This is a genomic window from Sulfurovum sp. TSL1, from assembly GCF_019972135.1.
Classification (GTDB): domain Bacteria; phylum Campylobacterota; class Campylobacteria; order Campylobacterales; family Sulfurovaceae; genus Sulfurovum.
Genome location: NZ_BPFI01000001.1, coordinates 1,360,077 through 1,374,956, shown reverse-complemented (window position 1 = coordinate 1,374,956; position 14,880 = coordinate 1,360,077). Strand labels below are relative to the sequence as shown.

The window sequence follows — 14,880 nt, the reverse complement described above, 5'->3', positions numbered from 1 at the left end:
ACACAAGCAAATGTGGGGAGGAAAAAACCTTATAAAATTATATAACTTTATAAGGTTAAGCAACAGGAAGTATTTATAACTTTTCTCTATAATTAAAGCATCAAAAGGGAGAAGAGTTAAATGAAATATATTCTAGTTTTACTTTCCATACTGAGTACATTCCTATTTTCGGAAACAATTAACGGTTATGAACTCCCACCTGAACCAGATCCTAAAATCAATAACTCAACACTTTTGGGAATTGATTCTAACAATAATGGTGTGAGAGATGATGTGGAACGCTACATCATCAAGACATACAGTAAAGAGAAGATTACCATAGAGATAGGCTTTCAGGTGGCAAGAGCCTATAATGCAGTGATAGAACACCCTGAAAATGCTTGGGAGACATATAAAATAATGGATGCGGCCTTAGATTGTGAGTCTTATTTTAGAGTTTTCGCAAAATATTTAGGTGATCCACTTTTATTGAATAAAAACGAATATATATTAACCTCAAAAAGATTTAAATCTATTCAACTAAATACTAAAGAAAGGATAAGAGGCTATTTACTTCATGAACAAATATTAAGTGGAGGAGTATTTCCTGCAACAAAAATATCTAAACTTAAAGCACAATGTGAATTTGATGTAGATACATTATTAAAGAAACGTAAATGAAAAAAGTCTTTTTATTCCTTATATGTGTATATCCTCATTTGAGTTTTTCCGAAACCATAAATGGACACATTCTTCCACATGAACCAGATCCTACAATCAACAACTCGACACTTCTTGGAATTGATTCTAACAATAATGGTGTTAGGGATGATGTGGAGCGTTGGATATATGAGACATATAAAGATAAGCATCCTATCCATATGGATATCGCTATGCAGGCCGCAAGAGGATACAAAAAAGTGCTTGAGACGCCTGAGAGGGCTAAGGAGATTCATGATGAAGTGAATGCTCCTCTTGATTGTGAATTGTATTATAGAAGATGTAGTGATGGAAGAAAGCTTCAGTTTATAGATGAAAATACTAGAATAAACAATAAATATTTTAGGGAAAAAATCTATTTTAATACGGGAAAAAGATTAGAAAAATACTGGCAATATGATACTTTACTTAGTGGTGATAGCTATACTATTCCTTGGTGCAGTGAGCGCAAACAACTTTGTGACTTCAATACAACTAAATATGAGGATTAAGATATGAAGAAAATATTTTTAATACTGCTCATAGGACTATACCCGATAGTAAGTTTTTCCGAAACCATAAACGGACACACTCTACCACCTGAACCAGACCCTAAGATCAATAACTCTACACTTCTTGGTATCGATTCAAATAATAATGGTGTGAGGGATGATGTGGAGCGTTGGATATATGAGACATATGATGAGTACGTGCCTTGTCATCAAGAGCCTTATGATGTTGTTTTAGATGATGGAAGTATCTTTAAAGCTGGACGAGAAGTATGTGAAGAGAATGCAATACCGTATCATCCTATCGTAAGAGCAATTGCAATGCAAGAAGCTAGAGCAGCACAGATTATTATTCAGGAACCTGAAAAAGCCAAGGATACAATGAAGTTTTTAAATAATGCAACTGACTGTGAGATATCAGTAAAACTTCTAAAGAAAAGAGTTTACAATAATAAGGAATATGCTGTAATTGAAAAAATTTTATTTAAGGAAGGAAATGGATTAATAAAAATACTTTTTAATACAATTCAAAGAGCCAGAGCATATGCTAAATATAATTATTATTTGAGTGGAGGTGTTTATTCTGTTCCGACAGATGAAGTAGGACTTATGCTCTGTAGTCAAGAGGTTAAAGAGTTGTTAAAGGAACTTAAATGAAAAAGATAATCCTTATTGCGATATTTATTTTAAGAACATTTTCATTGAATGCTGAGGAACAAACCCCCACTATGATAAATGGACATACTTTACCACCTGAACCAGATCCAAAAATCAATAACTCTACTTTACTTGGAATAGACTCCAACAATAATGGAGTGAGGGATGATGTGGAAAGATGGATATATAATAGATATAAGAATGACCATCCAATTATGATACCATTGAAAATGCAGGAGGCAAGAGCATTTCGTTATATTATTCAGGATCCAAGTCAGGCCAGGGAAAGAAATAAAGAAGCTGAAAAATCTTCTCTATGTCAATATGTATTTACAACAGAATGGGCAAATTCATTTGGTAGAAAACCACTGATTCTTAGAGATTCTGAAACTGAGATAAAAGAGCTTAGAGAGCGAGAAGAAGTTCAGTTCAATACTGCACAAAGAGCAAGAGCTTATGGAGAATATAATCAAAATTTGAGTGGAATGGTTTTTGAGAGTTCTTGGCCTGATGAAAGTTGGATAGAAGGATGTGATTTTAATACAACACCGTATATAAAGATGTCTGAGAAATTATGAAAAAGCTACTATTTTTATTCCTTATATGGTCATACCCACATGTAAGTTTTACTGAAACGATAAACGGGCACACTCTGCCACCAAAACCAGACCCTAAAATCAATAACTCTACACTTCTTGGAGTAGACTCTAACAATAATGGTGTGAGGGATGATGTAGAGCGTTGGATATATATGACCTATAAAGATAGGCATCCTATACATATAGATATTGCTATGCAGGCTGCAAGAGGATACAAAAAGGTGCTGGAAACACCAGAAAGAGCTAAAGAGATTAGAAGCAAGGTTAATTCATCGATACATTGTAATTGGTATTATAAAGAATATGCAGAATTTTTCAATGAGCCACTTTTGATGAAAAAAGATATTAATCCTTCTATTTTTAATATCTACTTTGATACTAAAGAAAGAAAAGATATGTATTGGCAATATGATAGTCTCTTGAGTGGAGATAGTTATGCTTTACCAAAAATTAGAACCTTAAAAGCATATTGTGATTTTAATACAACTAAATACGACAAGAAATAAAAGATGAAAAAGCTATTATTTTTATTTCTTTTATGGTTATACCCACTTGCAAGTTTTTCCGAAACCATAAATGAACACACTCTACCACCTGAACCAGACCCTAAAATTAATAATTCAACACTTCTTGGAATAGACACGAACAATAATGGTGTAAGGGATGATGTGGAGAGGTGGATATACAAGACGTATAAAGACAAACATCCTATACATATAGATATTGCTATGCAGGCTGCAAGAGCTTATAAAAAAGTATTGGAGACTCCTGAGAGGGCTAAAGAGATAAGGTTAAAAGTCAATAGTCCTTATTTTTGTGCTTCATATTATCAAAATTATGTGGAGTTTTTTAAGCAACCAGTATTAGTTAATGAAAGAATTGATGTTCCTGTAAAAAGTAAATATTTTAACACTAAAGCAAGAAGTGATGTGTATTTGCAGTACGATAGATTGCTTAGTGGTGATAGCTATGCCCTTCCTGAGATTAGCGAGATGAAGGAACAATGTGATTTTAACACAAGCAAATACGAGGAATAAATCATGAAAAGACTTGGACTCGTATTATTACTTTTAACTTCAAATACTTTTTCCGAAACCATAAACGGACATATTCTTCCACCTGAACCAGACCCTAAAATTAATAATTCAACACTTCTTGGAATAGACTCCAACAATAATGGTGTGAGGGATGATGTTGAGCGTTGGATATACAAGACGTATAAAGACAAACATCCTATACATATAGATATTGCTATGCAGGGAGCTAGAGCAAAACAAAAAATGCTGAAAGATCCAAGCAAGGCGAAAGAAATACATAATCAAGTAGTCGCTCCTCTTGATTGTGAAAGTTATTTTAGAGTTTGTATAGAACAGCCTATTATAAATAATAGAATTAATGACAAATATTTTAGAAAAATAATTTTTAATACAAGCGCCAGGATGGAGGCTTACATACAATATGATTCTTTGTTGAGTGGCGATAGTTATACTATACCACGATGTAAAGCGAGAAAAGAAGCCTGCGATTTTAACGTAAGTGAATATGAGGAGTAAAACCTTATAAAATATATAACTTTATAAGGTTTTGAAGGAGGATATAGTGTGTTTTTTCTTTAAAATAATTTTAAGTATCGTTCACAAATGTTTGTCCAAGTAAACCCTATGAAATGACCTCGAGAACCACCAGAAAAAGACCCGTTTTTGTCCCAATTGTTTTATGAAACAGGTCTGTCAGAAGGGTTTAGTAGGACATTGCCAGTTTGTCTAGCTTACTCATAAGCCGGAGGTCGAGGGTTCAAGTCCCCACTAAAATTATGAACAAACCCCTGATTTACTGATAGCACACTTTTCAATTTTTGAGATGCAGGGCCGTACTTTTTTTAGTCACCCACAAAATCACTAAGAGGTTGGGTTTATAGTTTCAGTGTATCGTATAGTTTTGAGAGCTTTTCTACCCCTTTTTCATTTTTGACAATTTCCCGTGATGACAAGTCTATGTATCTGAAGGAAATGCCGTCAAATTCATCCAATATTTTTTTTGTAGTCTTGATCGAGTTTTCGTATTTTGTCTCAAACACACTCTCTGGAACCATTCTTCCCTCAATTTGTTCTCTTTGTTTTGTGTAGGCTTTGGCTACATTTTTATCTCTGTATACAAATATTATTTCAATAGCATATCCTCTGTTGATCGCTCTTTTTATGTTTCTTTTTTGAATATAATGGTTTGCAAAGTTTCTGTCAAGAATAAAAGAGAGGTTATGTTTGAAAAGATAATTCATTAAAATTGAAACACCTTTTGAAGAAGCTTTTTGAAACAAGTGGGAGTTTTTCCCACTATACAAAGGACAGATTTTTCGGATAGCATCCGTATCGACTACATCTATTTTTTCACTTTCAGAAATACTTATGGCAGTCTCACTTTTCCCGGCACCAGAGCCGCCTGCCATCAATATAGCTTTTTTATGGGTGTTTCTATAGGATAAAAACTTATTGGGCAAATGATGTTTTTGTGACTCTATAAATTCAAGCGCATTCTTTTCTATCTCTTCGCTTGTTGCCTCGCTGCCGAGCTTTATTAAATCTTCAATAGATTGTATTAATTCTTCGTCACTCATCTTGTGTATTGCCTTAGTTTTGTTATAGAATAATGTGACGAACTGTAAATATAATGATTCATTTTCAGCTCCTCTAAAAATGGACCACTACCAATTTATGGACAGTGAATGGAAACACTCCACCTACAAAGTTTCATCAATTGGTATCTTGTAAATACCCAAAACCAGTTCCTATAGCAGTACCGGCAGCTAAAATAAGGCTTTCATATTTATGCTGCTTTTTTATAGAGTATGATAAAGGTGTGCAATGGATGTGTAGCAACTGCGTGTAAATCAAATAGATGAATGAGAGGTGGTAGGTGCAAGTCCCTTTTTTGATACCTTCAAGTTATCAACGATGTTCTTATTTACCCACTTCACACTTATTTCACACAACAGGACTATACTGGCACTATGAATTCCATGAAGTACTCTTTCCCCCTTTTTGATACTTCTGGTTTTCTGGTAACTTTTTATTTGAGACCGCATCATTCTTCCTTGTTTGTATGCTTCCTTTACTCTTGTCCAAAACTTTAAAAAGTTACCTTCTTTCTTCCCAAGATTCTACTAGGCATGAGTGATGGTCAAAGATCTATAAAAATATATTCGATGACTGCTTTTTTGTTTTAAAGCTTGCATGGTATGATTAAGACGTGAGTAAAGTGATAAAAATATTGAAAAAAGGAGAGATCATGGCAACACCGGTAAAAGTCAAATTAGAAGCAGACCAAACACACTATTTCTGTACTTGCGGTAAGAGTACAGACGGTGTACTGTGTGACGGCAGCCATAAAGGTACAACCTACAGGCCAAAGCTATTTACCGTCGATACAACAAAGGAGTACTCTTTGTGTGCTTGTAAGCAAAGTGGAAATCTTCCTTTTTGTGATGGGACACACAGGAAAGTATAAAGGGTGACCCATTTTCAATGTGAGTGGTGTATTATACTCCCTCGAGGTATGTCACTAGCGCTTCCACCTCTTCGTCGGAAAGCTTGGTCCCAAACGGAGGCATAATACCTGGTTCGAACCCATTCACCACATCGGCATTAGGATGTTGGATAGAGTTATGGAGGTACTCTCGATCGACGGTTATTTCATGGGGTTTACCTTCGGTGATGACCTTCTGTTTGCTCTGGTATATGCCTTTCAGACTAGGTCCGACCCGTTTAGTTCCATCCAAGCTATGGCAGCCGATACACCCTTTGGTATTAAACAAGGTTTTGCCGTCAAGTGTTTTCTCCTGCGTTTTGGTGACGGGAGCCTGTTTTACCGAAGGTTGAGCTGAAGGTTTGTCTTTTGATGTACTTTGTGCTTTTATAAACGTGATGATCGCGTTCATCTGTTTCTCCGTGATCTGATCAGAAAGATCCGGCATGATCCCTTTAGGGAAGTTTTCTACCACATCTTTTTCCGGGTTTCGTACAGAATCCCGGAGGTATGTTTCATCTACGACCAAAGTTCTGGGTTTGCCTTCTGTGAGCACTGTGATCTTTTTACCGTAGATTCCCTTGAATGAAGGTCCTATGATCGTAGACCCGTCCAGACTATGACAGGATGCACATCCCAGTGTCTTATAGAGGGTTTCCCCTTCGCTGGGCGTACCCTTATCATGGGGGTTCAGTTTGTCACTGGCATACCATGCGTCAAATGCCGTCTTTTCCATCACCTCTATTTTGGAAAGCATGTAAGAGTGTCTGGTACCACAGTATTCGGCACACTGGATATCGTAACGTCCAGGTTTGGTTGCATTGAACCATAGGTGGTTCTCCTGTCCCGGTACCAGATCCTCCTTGACACGAAACGCAGGTACGTAAAAGCTATGGATTACATCCTTCTCGGGCACATGCAGACGCAGCCTAATGTTCTCTCCCCTCGGGACATAGAGCTCGTCCGTCCGTTTACCGTTGGGATAGGTAAATGTCCATGACCAGCGTTTACCCAGAACGTCGACAGTAAAGGCATCTTTTGGCATCGTCCGTATCTGCCTGAAGGCACTGTACCCGTAGTAAAAAATAATAAAGAACAGTATCGTGGGGATCACGGTCCAGGTGATCTCCAGCCCCAAGTGATCTTTGATGTTACGGATCTCTTTGGACTTGACTCGGCTATGGTGATAGCGAAAGATAAAATAGACCATCAGTCCTGTGATCAGTAAAAATATACCCAGTGAAATGCCCGTAGTGATCCAAAATGCCCTGTCTATATCAGCGGAAAAGGTAGAAACATTCTGATTAAATCCTTCCAGCATAAGGGCTCCTTTATGAACAATAGACGTCGATACCGACGGCCAGAAAAAAGATCATCAAGATTGTAAATGCCATGATCACATACCCTTTCAGATAATCAGTTTCGCTGCGAAGATGCATATAGTAGGTGATGATCAGTCCTACTTTTATGGCAGCAATAAGCATTTGTACGCCAGCGGTTTTCCCGGGACTCAGATGAAACAGTGAGGGCTGCATGAATGTCAACAGTGTCAAGAGTAATAAACCTCCCAATATTTTGGTATACAAAGCAACAGTGGGGGTAGTAGTTTTCATCTCAGGCTCCTATCATGTAAAATAGAGGGAAAAGAATAACCCAAATGATATGCACAAAATCCCAGTAAAGCGTCATATTTTTCATGATAGCAGTGTGACCGGGCCGGATCTGTTCAGTATGTATCAGCCATAGTGCCCACGACATGAGAATGATCCCGATGATGATATGCAGGCCGTGGAGTCCGGTCATTGTGAAATAGAGGCCAAAAAAGAGGATCTCTCCTTGATCCAATGTGCTCAATGCTGCAGACCCTGGATACAGACCATGTTGGATATCGGCACTCCATTCTATCGCCTTGATGGACAAAAAAATGACGGCTAAGAGCGCAGTGGATCCCACTAAGAGGGATGCAGAACGGACCTTTCCCTGGTGCATTTTCATGGTCGATAGACCCATCGTATACGTGCTTACGAGCAATATCACCGTATTGGTACCGCCCAGCCATACATTCAATTGTCCTGAAGAGAGAGAAAAAGCTTCTGTATGACGGTAGAAATAGATGGCAAAAAGTAAAAAAAGAATACCGAACATCATCATCTCAGTGAGTAAAAAGATCCAAAATCCCAACTTCGATCCGATAGGATCATTATGGTAGTCAGTGACCGGGTAACCGTTCCCCTGAGGGTCATAGGCCATCTCCTGTTTCTTCATTATTTTACCCTCCGGAAATTTTCGTCCAAATGTACCGCAGGTTCACCCTCTTCATATTCGTAGGGCTCAAAATCAACATAAGGGACGTTGGAGAAGTTCTCCAGCGGTGGAGGAGAGGGGATATGCCACTCCAAGGTGGTTCCTCCCCAGGGATTGGATCCGGAAATTTTTCCGTTTTTAAGACCCTTATAGAAATTGAAAAGTATGATCAGCAGACTTATGGCTACCAGCACCGCGCCCAGGGCAGCCACTTGATGGAAAGGTGTGAAGGTGGGCAGATAATCAAAATAGCGTCTTGGATTTCCCAAGAAACCGGCAAGGAACATCGGGAACCAAAGAATATTAAAACCGATAAACATGAGTCCAAAAGCGATCTTCCCTCTCAGCTCGTCATAAAGTTTCCCTGTGATCTTGGGATACCAATAGTGCAGCCCTCCGATGAACATAAATACGACCCCGCCCAGGATCGTGTAATGAAAATGGGCGACAACGAAATAGGTGTCGTGCAGGTGTATGTCTGCTCCAAGGGCTCCAAGCGTCAAACCTGTCAGCCCACCGATTATGAAATTGATGATGCTTCCCAGGATCCAGAGCATGGGTGTAGCGAGGATAATGGAACCCTTATACAGCGTAGCGACCCAGTCAAAGATCTTGACGCCTGTGGGTATCGCCACCATAAAGGTTAAAAAGGAGAAGATGACCCTGGCGGTATCACTCATGCCGGAGGTGAACATATGGTGCCCCCAGACCAGGTATCCTATCCCTGCAATGGAAGCAGAGGAGATAGCGATAGAGCGGTAACCGAAGATGGTACGTCGGGTAAACACCGGCAATACCTCTGAGACGATGCCAAAGCCTGGAAGGATCATGAGGTAGACGGCCGGGTGGGAATAGATCCAAAAGAGATGTTCGTAGAGGATCGGATCACCTCCCTTACTGGGATCAAAGATACCTACGCCAAAGGTACGCTCCAGTATCACTAACAGCAGTGTGATGCCTACCACGGGGGTAGCAAGTATCTGTATCCATGCCGTAGCGTAAAGGCCCCAGACAAACAGAGGCATCTTGAAAAAAGTCATACCCGGTGCACGGAGCCGGTGGATGGTGACAACGAAATTCAGACCCGTCAAGATGGAGGAAAGTCCTAAAATAAAAGCGGCACTGAGAGAAGTCAGTACCTGTGCATCGGTGCGGATACTATAGGGGGCATAAAAGGTCCACCCTGTATCAGCAAATCCGTGACCGGTCACCAGAGAGGAGAGGGCCATGACGACGCCAAGCAGATAAAGCCACCACGACAGGAGGTTAAGCCTGGGAAAAGAAAGGTCACGTGCACCTAGCATCAGCGGCAGTATGAAATTGCCCAGTGTTGCGGAGATCCCCGGTATGATAAAAAGAAAGATCATAGTAACACCGTGAAAAGTAAAGAGCTGATTATAGGTTTGCGGTGCTATATATTGTGAACCCGGAGAGAAAAGTTCCATACGCATGGTCAGTGCTGCAGAGACAGCAAGGAAAAACAGGCTGAACATAACCCCCATGTAGAGCAGGGCGATCCGTTTGTGGTCGATACTAAAGACCCACCGTAGTACCTGGTTTTTATGTGAACCGAAAACAGTATGGGTATCATGATAGAAACTACGCATCTTCACCTTCCATGGCTATGTGTCTCTTCTTTAAAGAAGAAGTGCCAAAAGAGAATGTACCGAGTGCAGAAATAGGGTATATTCACATTTTTTATTTTACAAACATAAGTTGTATGAATTAATGATGATTACTTTTATAATACTCTATAAGCACTTAAGAAAAAATAAATCTCCGATTCACTAAATCCCTTGAAGATTTCCTGAAAAAAGAGAAAATGTCATTACCTGATGATGTGTGTTCAAGCTAAAGAAAGTGTTTTATATCTGTATTTTGATACTATGTCAAAAATACAATCTGAACTCAGATAAAGATAGGAATTGAATCATGTTAGAAGTTTTTTTGTTGGCATTTGCTCTTAGTATGGATGCATTTGCAGTTTCCATAGGCATTGGTGTCAAAAATCAATATTTCGATAAATTTTTAGCTTTTAAAGTGGGGCTTTTTTTTGGTTTTTTTCAAGGTGTGATGCCACTTTTCGGGTATCTCTCGAATATGGGTCTGGGAAGTGCCATAGAGTCCATCGATCACTGGGTCGCTTTTATCCTATTGAGTATACTTGGCGGTAAAATGCTTTATGAAAGTTTTAATGAAAACATTGAAGAGGATATCAGCCAAATCACCAATAAACTGCTACTCTATTTGGCCATTGCCACAAGCATCGATGCCATGGCGGCAGGATTCACGCTCAATCTGCTTCAGTTGGACCCCTATATGTCTATGGTCATTATAGGGGTGGTTACCTATATCTTCAGCTTTTTGGGTGTCTATATCGGTTCCAAGGGCGGTGGATTTTTGGAAGAGAAGGCGGAAAAAATAGGGGGTGTGATTTTGATCGCCATCGGTGTAAAGATTCTCATGGAGCACACGCTTTATGCATAAACAGATAGGGTAGATACGCAAGGTGTTGAAAAAACACCTTCATTCTTATGATCTAATGCCTAATTTATGGAGAAGAAAGATAACGCTGTAATAGGCTAAAACCGTTAAAAAGATGGAAATAAGCATACTCGGATAAAAGCTGAGCCCTTTTTTGATGAGAAAAGGGAAAGCGATGAAGAGTGTCATGGATGGGGCTATGAGCCAAACAATACTCTGTGAGAACTCCACTGCCTTGTTGCTGCTGTTGGTGTCTATATACATCCATGTCATGGCCAATATAGAGACCAAAGGGATAGCTGCCAGTATGGCACCTATCAAACTGCTTCTTTTAGAGATCTCGGAGATCAGTACAATTAAAACTGTGGTGATCACGAGTTTGGTGATATAGTAAGCCAACGGTCACTTCCTTTGTGTATTTATAGTAGACTACAGTACATTATAGTGTGACCGTGGTAGTCCAAATACCATGCAGATTACATCCAGATCTTGCTTTCAGTACTTTGACATTGTCGAGTTTCACGGCAAAAGAAGCTGCACCGCGAGAAATTTCCGGTTCAAGGACACTTTTACCTACCAGTTTATCATCTGCATAGAGTTCTATAAAGTCGATCCAGTGGTCCGGTGTACTGGGATGAATGATCCCTCCTTGGCCTACAGTGATATATACATCTGTATATCCGTTGGCATCTTTTTCTTTGATGGTGACAAGTGGAGAGTGTTTGAGCTCATTTTTGTCCATGTTTGATGGATCTTTTGGTTTCATCTCCGTACGGTTCATATGTTCTTCGGCCATTTTTGCTTCAGCGCTTACCGCTGCCATCATGGCTGCGACACCTGCTACTTTCAATGCATCTCTTCTATTCATGTGTATTCCTTTTTTAATAATTATAATTTGTGAACACTATATTAAAAAATTTCTTAATTTTATCTAATTGATTATTCATATCGTAACGCATCGATAGGATTCATTGCAGCAGCTTTCCGTGCAGGAATGATACCGAATAGTATACCGATCAACATGGAAAATACAAGTGCGATCACCGTGATAGAAGGATCAATGACCAGTTCGATATCAAGCCATTCTGCCACACCGATAGTGATCAGCATCCCCGAAAGTATGCCTACTATCCCTCCCAAACCGGAGAGTACGATCGATTCGATTAGGAACTGGATCAGGATATCTTTTGCCATGGCCCCTACAGCCATACGTATACCGATCTCCCGTGTACGTTCTGTCACGGAAACCAGCATGATATTCATGATCCCTATACCTCCTACGATCAGGGAGATCGCCGCTACGGCTCCCAGCATCACTGTCAGTACAGTTGTTACTTGTGAAATGGTATCAAGCAGTGCTGTCATACTTCGGACCTGAAAATCATCATCTATGGGATTTGTGATATGTCTATGCTCTCTAAGCACCCTCTCTATTTGAATTCTTGCTTCTTCCAAAGGCACATTCTCCTTGACAGCGGCCATCATTAAATGAAGGTTGTCAGTACCGCCTATACGACGCTGAAACAAATTAAAAGGCAGTAATACCACATCATCCTGGTCCTGTCCGAATGTATTTGCACCTTTGGCTTCAAGCACGCCGATCACTTCACACGAAAAGTTTTTCAGACGTATCTTGTTGCCCAGGATCGAGTCGGGAGTGGCTGAAAGGTTTTTGATGATGCTCTGGCCCATGAGACAGACTTTCTGTCCTGTCCTGAGTTCATTCTTCTCAAAACCTCTTCCCTCTTGTATCTTCCAGTTCTGTATCTGCAGGTACTCATTTTCGACACCTCTGATGCTCGTACGGTAATTTTGTTCTTTGTAGATCACGGTCATGGAAGTGTTCTCCACGGGTGAGATCGCGTCAAGCGCATAGATCGAGGAGCGAATGATCTCGAGGTCCTTCTTTTTAAAAGGTTTTTCGATCACACCTCTGCTTCCGGGCCCTCTGCGCTGACCGGGCATAATATAAAGTGTATTGCTTCCTAACTGCTCCACACTCTGTGTGATCGATCGGCTGGCACCTTGACCTATATTGACCATAGCGATCACGGAAGCGATACCGATCACAATACCCACAGCCGTAAGCAGTGAACGCATAAGGTTACGCCTGATCTCACGCAATGCCAGCAAAAATGCATTACGGAACACTTTTGACCTCTTTTTCGATCGCCCCGTCACGCAGATAGATCGTTCGTGAAGCATAGGCCGCGATATCATCTTCGTGTGTCACCATGATCACGGTGATCCCCTGCTGGTTAAAGGTGCGGATCAACTCCATGATCTCATGACCGCGTTTGGTATCAAGGTTTCCTGTAGGTTCGTCTGCGATGAGGATCTTTGGGTGTGTTACCATTGCTCTGGCTATCGCTACACGCTGCTGCTGTCCTCCTGAAAGCTGGCCGGGGTCATAATAGAGTCTATCTTCCAGGCCTACATCCTTGAGTGCCTCGGTTGCCATGCGTTTGCGTTCTTTGCTGTCGATCCCCTGGTAGATCAAAGGGACTTCCACATTTTCAAGTGAAGTCGTTTTTTTTAAAAGATTATATCCCTGAAAGATAAACCCTAAAAGATACCTTCGAAACAATGCACGCTGGTCAGCACTGAGAGAATCTATCTGTGTATCCAAAAAAGTATACTCTCCGCTGCTTGGAACATCAAGCGTACCTAAGATATTTAAAAGTGTCGATTTCCCGCTTCCGCTGGGACCCATGATAGCGATAAAATCACCTTCTTTTATCTCCAGGTCGATGCCATGCAGTACGGTGGTTGCTGCATCTCCTTTTCCATACACTTTGCTGATATTCTTCAAAGAGATCATGGTGCCGTTTCCTGATTGATGATGACCTTCTGCCCCTCTTTAAGATCACTGCTCTCTATGGCACTTAGAGGGCCGTTGTTGCCCAGTACTTTGACATAGACCTTTTTGGGTACACCCTCTTCAAGTATCCAGACATGAGGTTTGGGATCAACTTCGATCTTCTCATTTCTCTCCCCGCCGAAAAAGGATTGGGATTGAGGTTTGACAGGGATAAAAAGCAAGGCAGAGCGTTTGACTACAAAGACATCCTTGAGCATTTTCGTCACGATATCAGCATCTACGCTCATCCCCGGCTTGAGCAGCAGCTTTTTGTTGTCCACTTCCATGATCGCTTTATAGGTGACGACACTCTCAAGCACTTCTGAATTGATCCTGACCTGGCGGATCGTTGCATCAAAGGTGGTATCGGGGTAGGCATCGACACTGAAACTTGCTTTTTGTCCGGCTTTTATCTTTCCTATATCTGCTTCATCGATACTGATCTGAAGCTCCATTTTGCTCAGATCTTTTGCGATGCTGAAAAGCACAGGGGTCTGAAATGTCGCAGCGACTGTCTGTCCCGGATCGACGTTTCTCACCAAAATGGTCCCGTTGATAGGCGAATAGATCTTTGTACGTTCCAGATCATACTCTGCGGCCTTCAAAGCGTGGGTGGCCTGGGCGATCTGTGCCTGGGCATTGGCGATCTGCGCTTTGCTCAATAGGTAGTTCGCCCACTCCCTGTCCCAGTCACTTTGTGTAGGCAGTGTCCCCTCGGAAGATATTTTGAGTTTTTGATAGCGCTGGATGGTTGTTTCGGCCTGATAATATTGTGCCTGTGCACTCTCCAACGCCGCTTTTGACATTTGCAGTGCAGCTTTGGCCCTGTCATAGGCACTTTGATATTTGGTGGTGTCCAGGCGGGCTAAAAGGTCTCCTTTTACAACCTGATCGTTGTAGTCGACATACACCTCTTGGATGGTACCTGAGACCTCTGTCCCCACATCCACACTTTCAAGCGGCTGAATATACCCGCTGGCCGATACGGTAAGAGAAAGATCGGACTTTTTCAATGCTTCTGACACATAATGATACTTCATTCCATGGCTTTCTCTGAAAAAGAAAACATAGACAGAGAGAAGTAGGATGCCAATGAAAAGTATCGCCCATTTGACCCATTTACGTGTATCTTTGTGATAATTGATGATCTTTTGCATCTCTTCCATACGGCGATCCTTGTGGATATCAGTCAACCCTGAAGGTACTAACTATACTATTCTAACAGAGCATTGTTGTAATGTCAATTTAAAAAGGGATGTACCTTCTT

The 14,880-nt window shown here is 40.7% G+C and carries 19 protein-coding genes; 9 read left to right on the top strand and 10 right to left on the bottom strand.

Features of this window, described 5'->3' with window-relative positions; genetic code table 11:
- Window positions 1–120 precede the first annotated feature (120 nt).
- Genes LDM98_RS06705 through LDM98_RS06675 form a run of 7 tightly spaced genes read left to right on the top strand, consistent with a single transcriptional unit; the run spans window position 121 to window position 3,996 of the window.
- Window positions 121–660, top strand: coding sequence for a hypothetical protein (locus LDM98_RS06705; RefSeq protein ID WP_223898568.1), 540 nt, complete (start codon window positions 121–123; stop codon window positions 658–660).
- A complete protein-coding gene (locus LDM98_RS06700; protein WP_223898567.1) occupies window positions 657–1,190 on the top strand; it encodes a hypothetical protein in 534 nt (177 codons plus the stop codon). Before LDM98_RS06705 ends, LDM98_RS06700 begins: the two co-directional genes overlap by 4 nt.
- Window positions 1,191–1,193: 3 nt before the next feature.
- Window positions 1,194–1,844: a hypothetical protein gene (locus tag LDM98_RS06695; protein WP_223898566.1), complete on the top strand. Its 651-nt coding sequence runs from the start codon at window positions 1,194–1,196 to the stop codon at window positions 1,842–1,844.
- Complete coding sequence (locus LDM98_RS06690; protein ID WP_223898565.1) at window positions 1,841–2,422, top strand: hypothetical protein; 582 nt, start codon at window positions 1,841–1,843, stop codon at window positions 2,420–2,422. Before LDM98_RS06695 ends, LDM98_RS06690 begins: the two co-directional genes overlap by 4 nt.
- Window positions 2,419–2,949: a hypothetical protein gene (locus LDM98_RS06685; RefSeq protein WP_223898564.1), complete on the top strand. Its 531-nt coding sequence runs from the start codon at window positions 2,419–2,421 to the stop codon at window positions 2,947–2,949. Before LDM98_RS06690 ends, LDM98_RS06685 begins: the two co-directional genes overlap by 4 nt.
- 3 nt (window positions 2,950–2,952) lie before the next feature.
- Window positions 2,953–3,480: a hypothetical protein gene (locus tag LDM98_RS06680; protein WP_223898563.1), complete on the top strand. Its 528-nt coding sequence runs from the start codon at window positions 2,953–2,955 to the stop codon at window positions 3,478–3,480.
- A gap of 3 nt (window positions 3,481–3,483) precedes the next feature.
- Entirely contained in the window at window positions 3,484–3,996 is a 513-nt protein-coding gene (locus tag LDM98_RS06675; RefSeq protein WP_223898562.1) for a hypothetical protein, read from the top strand.
- A gap of 359 nt (window positions 3,997–4,355) precedes the next feature.
- On the opposite strand, the gene LDM98_RS06670 is transcribed toward LDM98_RS06675, so the two are convergent.
- Entirely contained in the window at window positions 4,356–5,057 is a 702-nt protein-coding gene (locus LDM98_RS06670; RefSeq protein WP_223898561.1) for a zeta toxin family protein, read from the bottom strand.
- A 671-nt stretch (window positions 5,058–5,728) separates the two neighbouring features.
- On the opposite strand from LDM98_RS06670, the gene LDM98_RS06665 reads away from it, so the two are divergent.
- Window positions 5,729–5,947 carry a CDGSH iron-sulfur domain-containing protein gene (locus tag LDM98_RS06665; protein ID WP_223898560.1) on the top strand — a complete coding sequence of 73 codons (219 nt, stop codon included), beginning with the start codon at window positions 5,729–5,731 and terminating at the stop codon, window positions 5,945–5,947.
- A 31-nt stretch (window positions 5,948–5,978) separates the two neighbouring features.
- Here LDM98_RS06665 and coxB read toward each other — a convergent pair whose 3' ends face one another.
- The 4 genes from coxB to LDM98_RS06645 are packed head-to-tail and all read right to left on the bottom strand — an operon-like array spanning window position 5,979 to window position 9,876.
- On the bottom strand, window positions 5,979–7,286 hold the full coding sequence (gene coxB, locus LDM98_RS06660) for a cytochrome c oxidase subunit II (RefSeq protein WP_223898559.1): 1,308 nt from the start codon (window positions 7,284–7,286) through the stop codon (window positions 5,979–5,981).
- Between the two features lie 10 nt (window positions 7,287–7,296).
- Window positions 7,297–7,578, bottom strand: coding sequence for a cytochrome C oxidase subunit IV family protein (locus tag LDM98_RS06655; protein WP_223898558.1), 282 nt, complete (start codon window positions 7,576–7,578; stop codon window positions 7,297–7,299).
- Between the two features lies 1 nt (window position 7,579).
- The gene (locus tag LDM98_RS06650; protein ID WP_223898557.1) at window positions 7,580–8,230 is read right to left on the bottom strand and encodes a cytochrome c oxidase subunit 3; all 651 of its coding nucleotides are present in this window, start codon (window positions 8,228–8,230) and stop codon (window positions 7,580–7,582) included.
- Window positions 8,230–9,876, bottom strand: a complete 1,647-nt coding sequence (locus tag LDM98_RS06645) for a cbb3-type cytochrome c oxidase subunit I (RefSeq protein WP_223898556.1) — start codon at window positions 9,874–9,876, stop codon at window positions 8,230–8,232. The genes LDM98_RS06650 and LDM98_RS06645 overlap by 1 nt, the downstream gene beginning before the upstream one ends.
- Before the next feature lie 325 nt (window positions 9,877–10,201).
- Between LDM98_RS06645 and LDM98_RS06640 the strand changes: the two genes are divergently transcribed.
- Window positions 10,202–10,756 carry a manganese efflux pump MntP family protein gene (locus tag LDM98_RS06640; RefSeq protein WP_223898555.1) on the top strand — a complete coding sequence of 185 codons (555 nt, stop codon included), beginning with the start codon at window positions 10,202–10,204 and terminating at the stop codon, window positions 10,754–10,756.
- Between the two features lie 45 nt (window positions 10,757–10,801).
- Here the strand turns inward: LDM98_RS06640 and LDM98_RS06635 are convergent, their stop codons facing one another.
- From LDM98_RS06635 to LDM98_RS06615, 5 genes are all read right to left on the bottom strand, one after another.
- Window positions 10,802–11,152 (bottom strand): DUF3147 family protein, encoded by a 351-nt coding sequence (locus tag LDM98_RS06635; protein ID WP_223898554.1) that lies wholly within the window; start codon window positions 11,150–11,152, stop codon window positions 10,802–10,804.
- A 40-nt stretch (window positions 11,153–11,192) separates the two neighbouring features.
- Window positions 11,193–11,621, bottom strand: a complete 429-nt coding sequence (locus tag LDM98_RS06630) for a desulfoferrodoxin family protein (RefSeq protein WP_223898553.1) — start codon at window positions 11,619–11,621, stop codon at window positions 11,193–11,195.
- Between the two features lie 71 nt (window positions 11,622–11,692).
- The gene (locus LDM98_RS06625) at window positions 11,693–12,904 is read right to left on the bottom strand and encodes an ABC transporter permease (protein WP_223898552.1); all 1,212 of its coding nucleotides are present in this window, start codon (window positions 12,902–12,904) and stop codon (window positions 11,693–11,695) included.
- Entirely contained in the window at window positions 12,894–13,574 is a 681-nt protein-coding gene (locus LDM98_RS06620) for an ABC transporter ATP-binding protein (RefSeq protein WP_223898551.1), read from the bottom strand. The genes LDM98_RS06625 and LDM98_RS06620 overlap by 11 nt, the downstream gene beginning before the upstream one ends.
- Window positions 13,571–14,779 (bottom strand): efflux RND transporter periplasmic adaptor subunit, encoded by a 1,209-nt coding sequence (locus LDM98_RS06615; RefSeq protein ID WP_223898550.1) that lies wholly within the window; start codon window positions 14,777–14,779, stop codon window positions 13,571–13,573. Before LDM98_RS06615 ends, LDM98_RS06620 begins: the two co-directional genes overlap by 4 nt.
- Window positions 14,780–14,880 lie beyond the last annotated feature (101 nt).

Bases quoted from the DNA above. Each gene is read 5' to 3' on its own strand.
- LDM98_RS06705 (WP_223898568.1), top strand. From the start codon at position 121: ATGAAATATATTCTAGTTTTACTTTCCATACTGAGTACATTCCTATTT.
- LDM98_RS06700 (WP_223898567.1), top strand. From the start codon at position 657: ATGAAAAAAGTCTTTTTATTCCTTATATGTGTATATCCTCATTTGAGT.
- LDM98_RS06695 (WP_223898566.1), top strand. From the start codon at position 1,194: ATGAAGAAAATATTTTTAATACTGCTCATAGGACTATACCCGATAGTA.
- LDM98_RS06690 (WP_223898565.1), top strand. From the start codon at position 1,841: ATGAAAAAGATAATCCTTATTGCGATATTTATTTTAAGAACATTTTCA.
- LDM98_RS06685 (WP_223898564.1), top strand. From the start codon at position 2,419: ATGAAAAAGCTACTATTTTTATTCCTTATATGGTCATACCCACATGTA.
- LDM98_RS06680 (WP_223898563.1), top strand. From the start codon at position 2,953: ATGAAAAAGCTATTATTTTTATTTCTTTTATGGTTATACCCACTTGCA.
- LDM98_RS06675 (WP_223898562.1), top strand. From the start codon at position 3,484: ATGAAAAGACTTGGACTCGTATTATTACTTTTAACTTCAAATACTTTT.
- LDM98_RS06670 (WP_223898561.1), bottom strand. From the start codon at position 5,057: ATGAGTGACGAAGAATTAATACAATCTATTGAAGATTTAATAAAGCTC.
- LDM98_RS06665 (WP_223898560.1), top strand. From the start codon at position 5,729: ATGGCAACACCGGTAAAAGTCAAATTAGAAGCAGACCAAACACACTAT.
- coxB (WP_223898559.1), bottom strand. From the start codon at position 7,286: ATGCTGGAAGGATTTAATCAGAATGTTTCTACCTTTTCCGCTGATATA.
- LDM98_RS06655 (WP_223898558.1), bottom strand. From the start codon at position 7,578: ATGAAAACTACTACCCCCACTGTTGCTTTGTATACCAAAATATTGGGA.
- LDM98_RS06650 (WP_223898557.1), bottom strand. From the start codon at position 8,230: ATGAAGAAACAGGAGATGGCCTATGACCCTCAGGGGAACGGTTACCCG.
- LDM98_RS06645 (WP_223898556.1), bottom strand. From the start codon at position 9,876: ATGCGTAGTTTCTATCATGATACCCATACTGTTTTCGGTTCACATAAA.
- LDM98_RS06640 (WP_223898555.1), top strand. From the start codon at position 10,202: ATGTTAGAAGTTTTTTTGTTGGCATTTGCTCTTAGTATGGATGCATTT.
- LDM98_RS06630 (WP_223898553.1), bottom strand. From the start codon at position 11,621: ATGAATAGAAGAGATGCATTGAAAGTAGCAGGTGTCGCAGCCATGATG.
- LDM98_RS06620 (WP_223898551.1), bottom strand. From the start codon at position 13,574: ATGATCTCTTTGAAGAATATCAGCAAAGTGTATGGAAAAGGAGATGCA.
- LDM98_RS06615 (WP_223898550.1), bottom strand. From the start codon at position 14,779: ATGGAAGAGATGCAAAAGATCATCAATTATCACAAAGATACACGTAAA.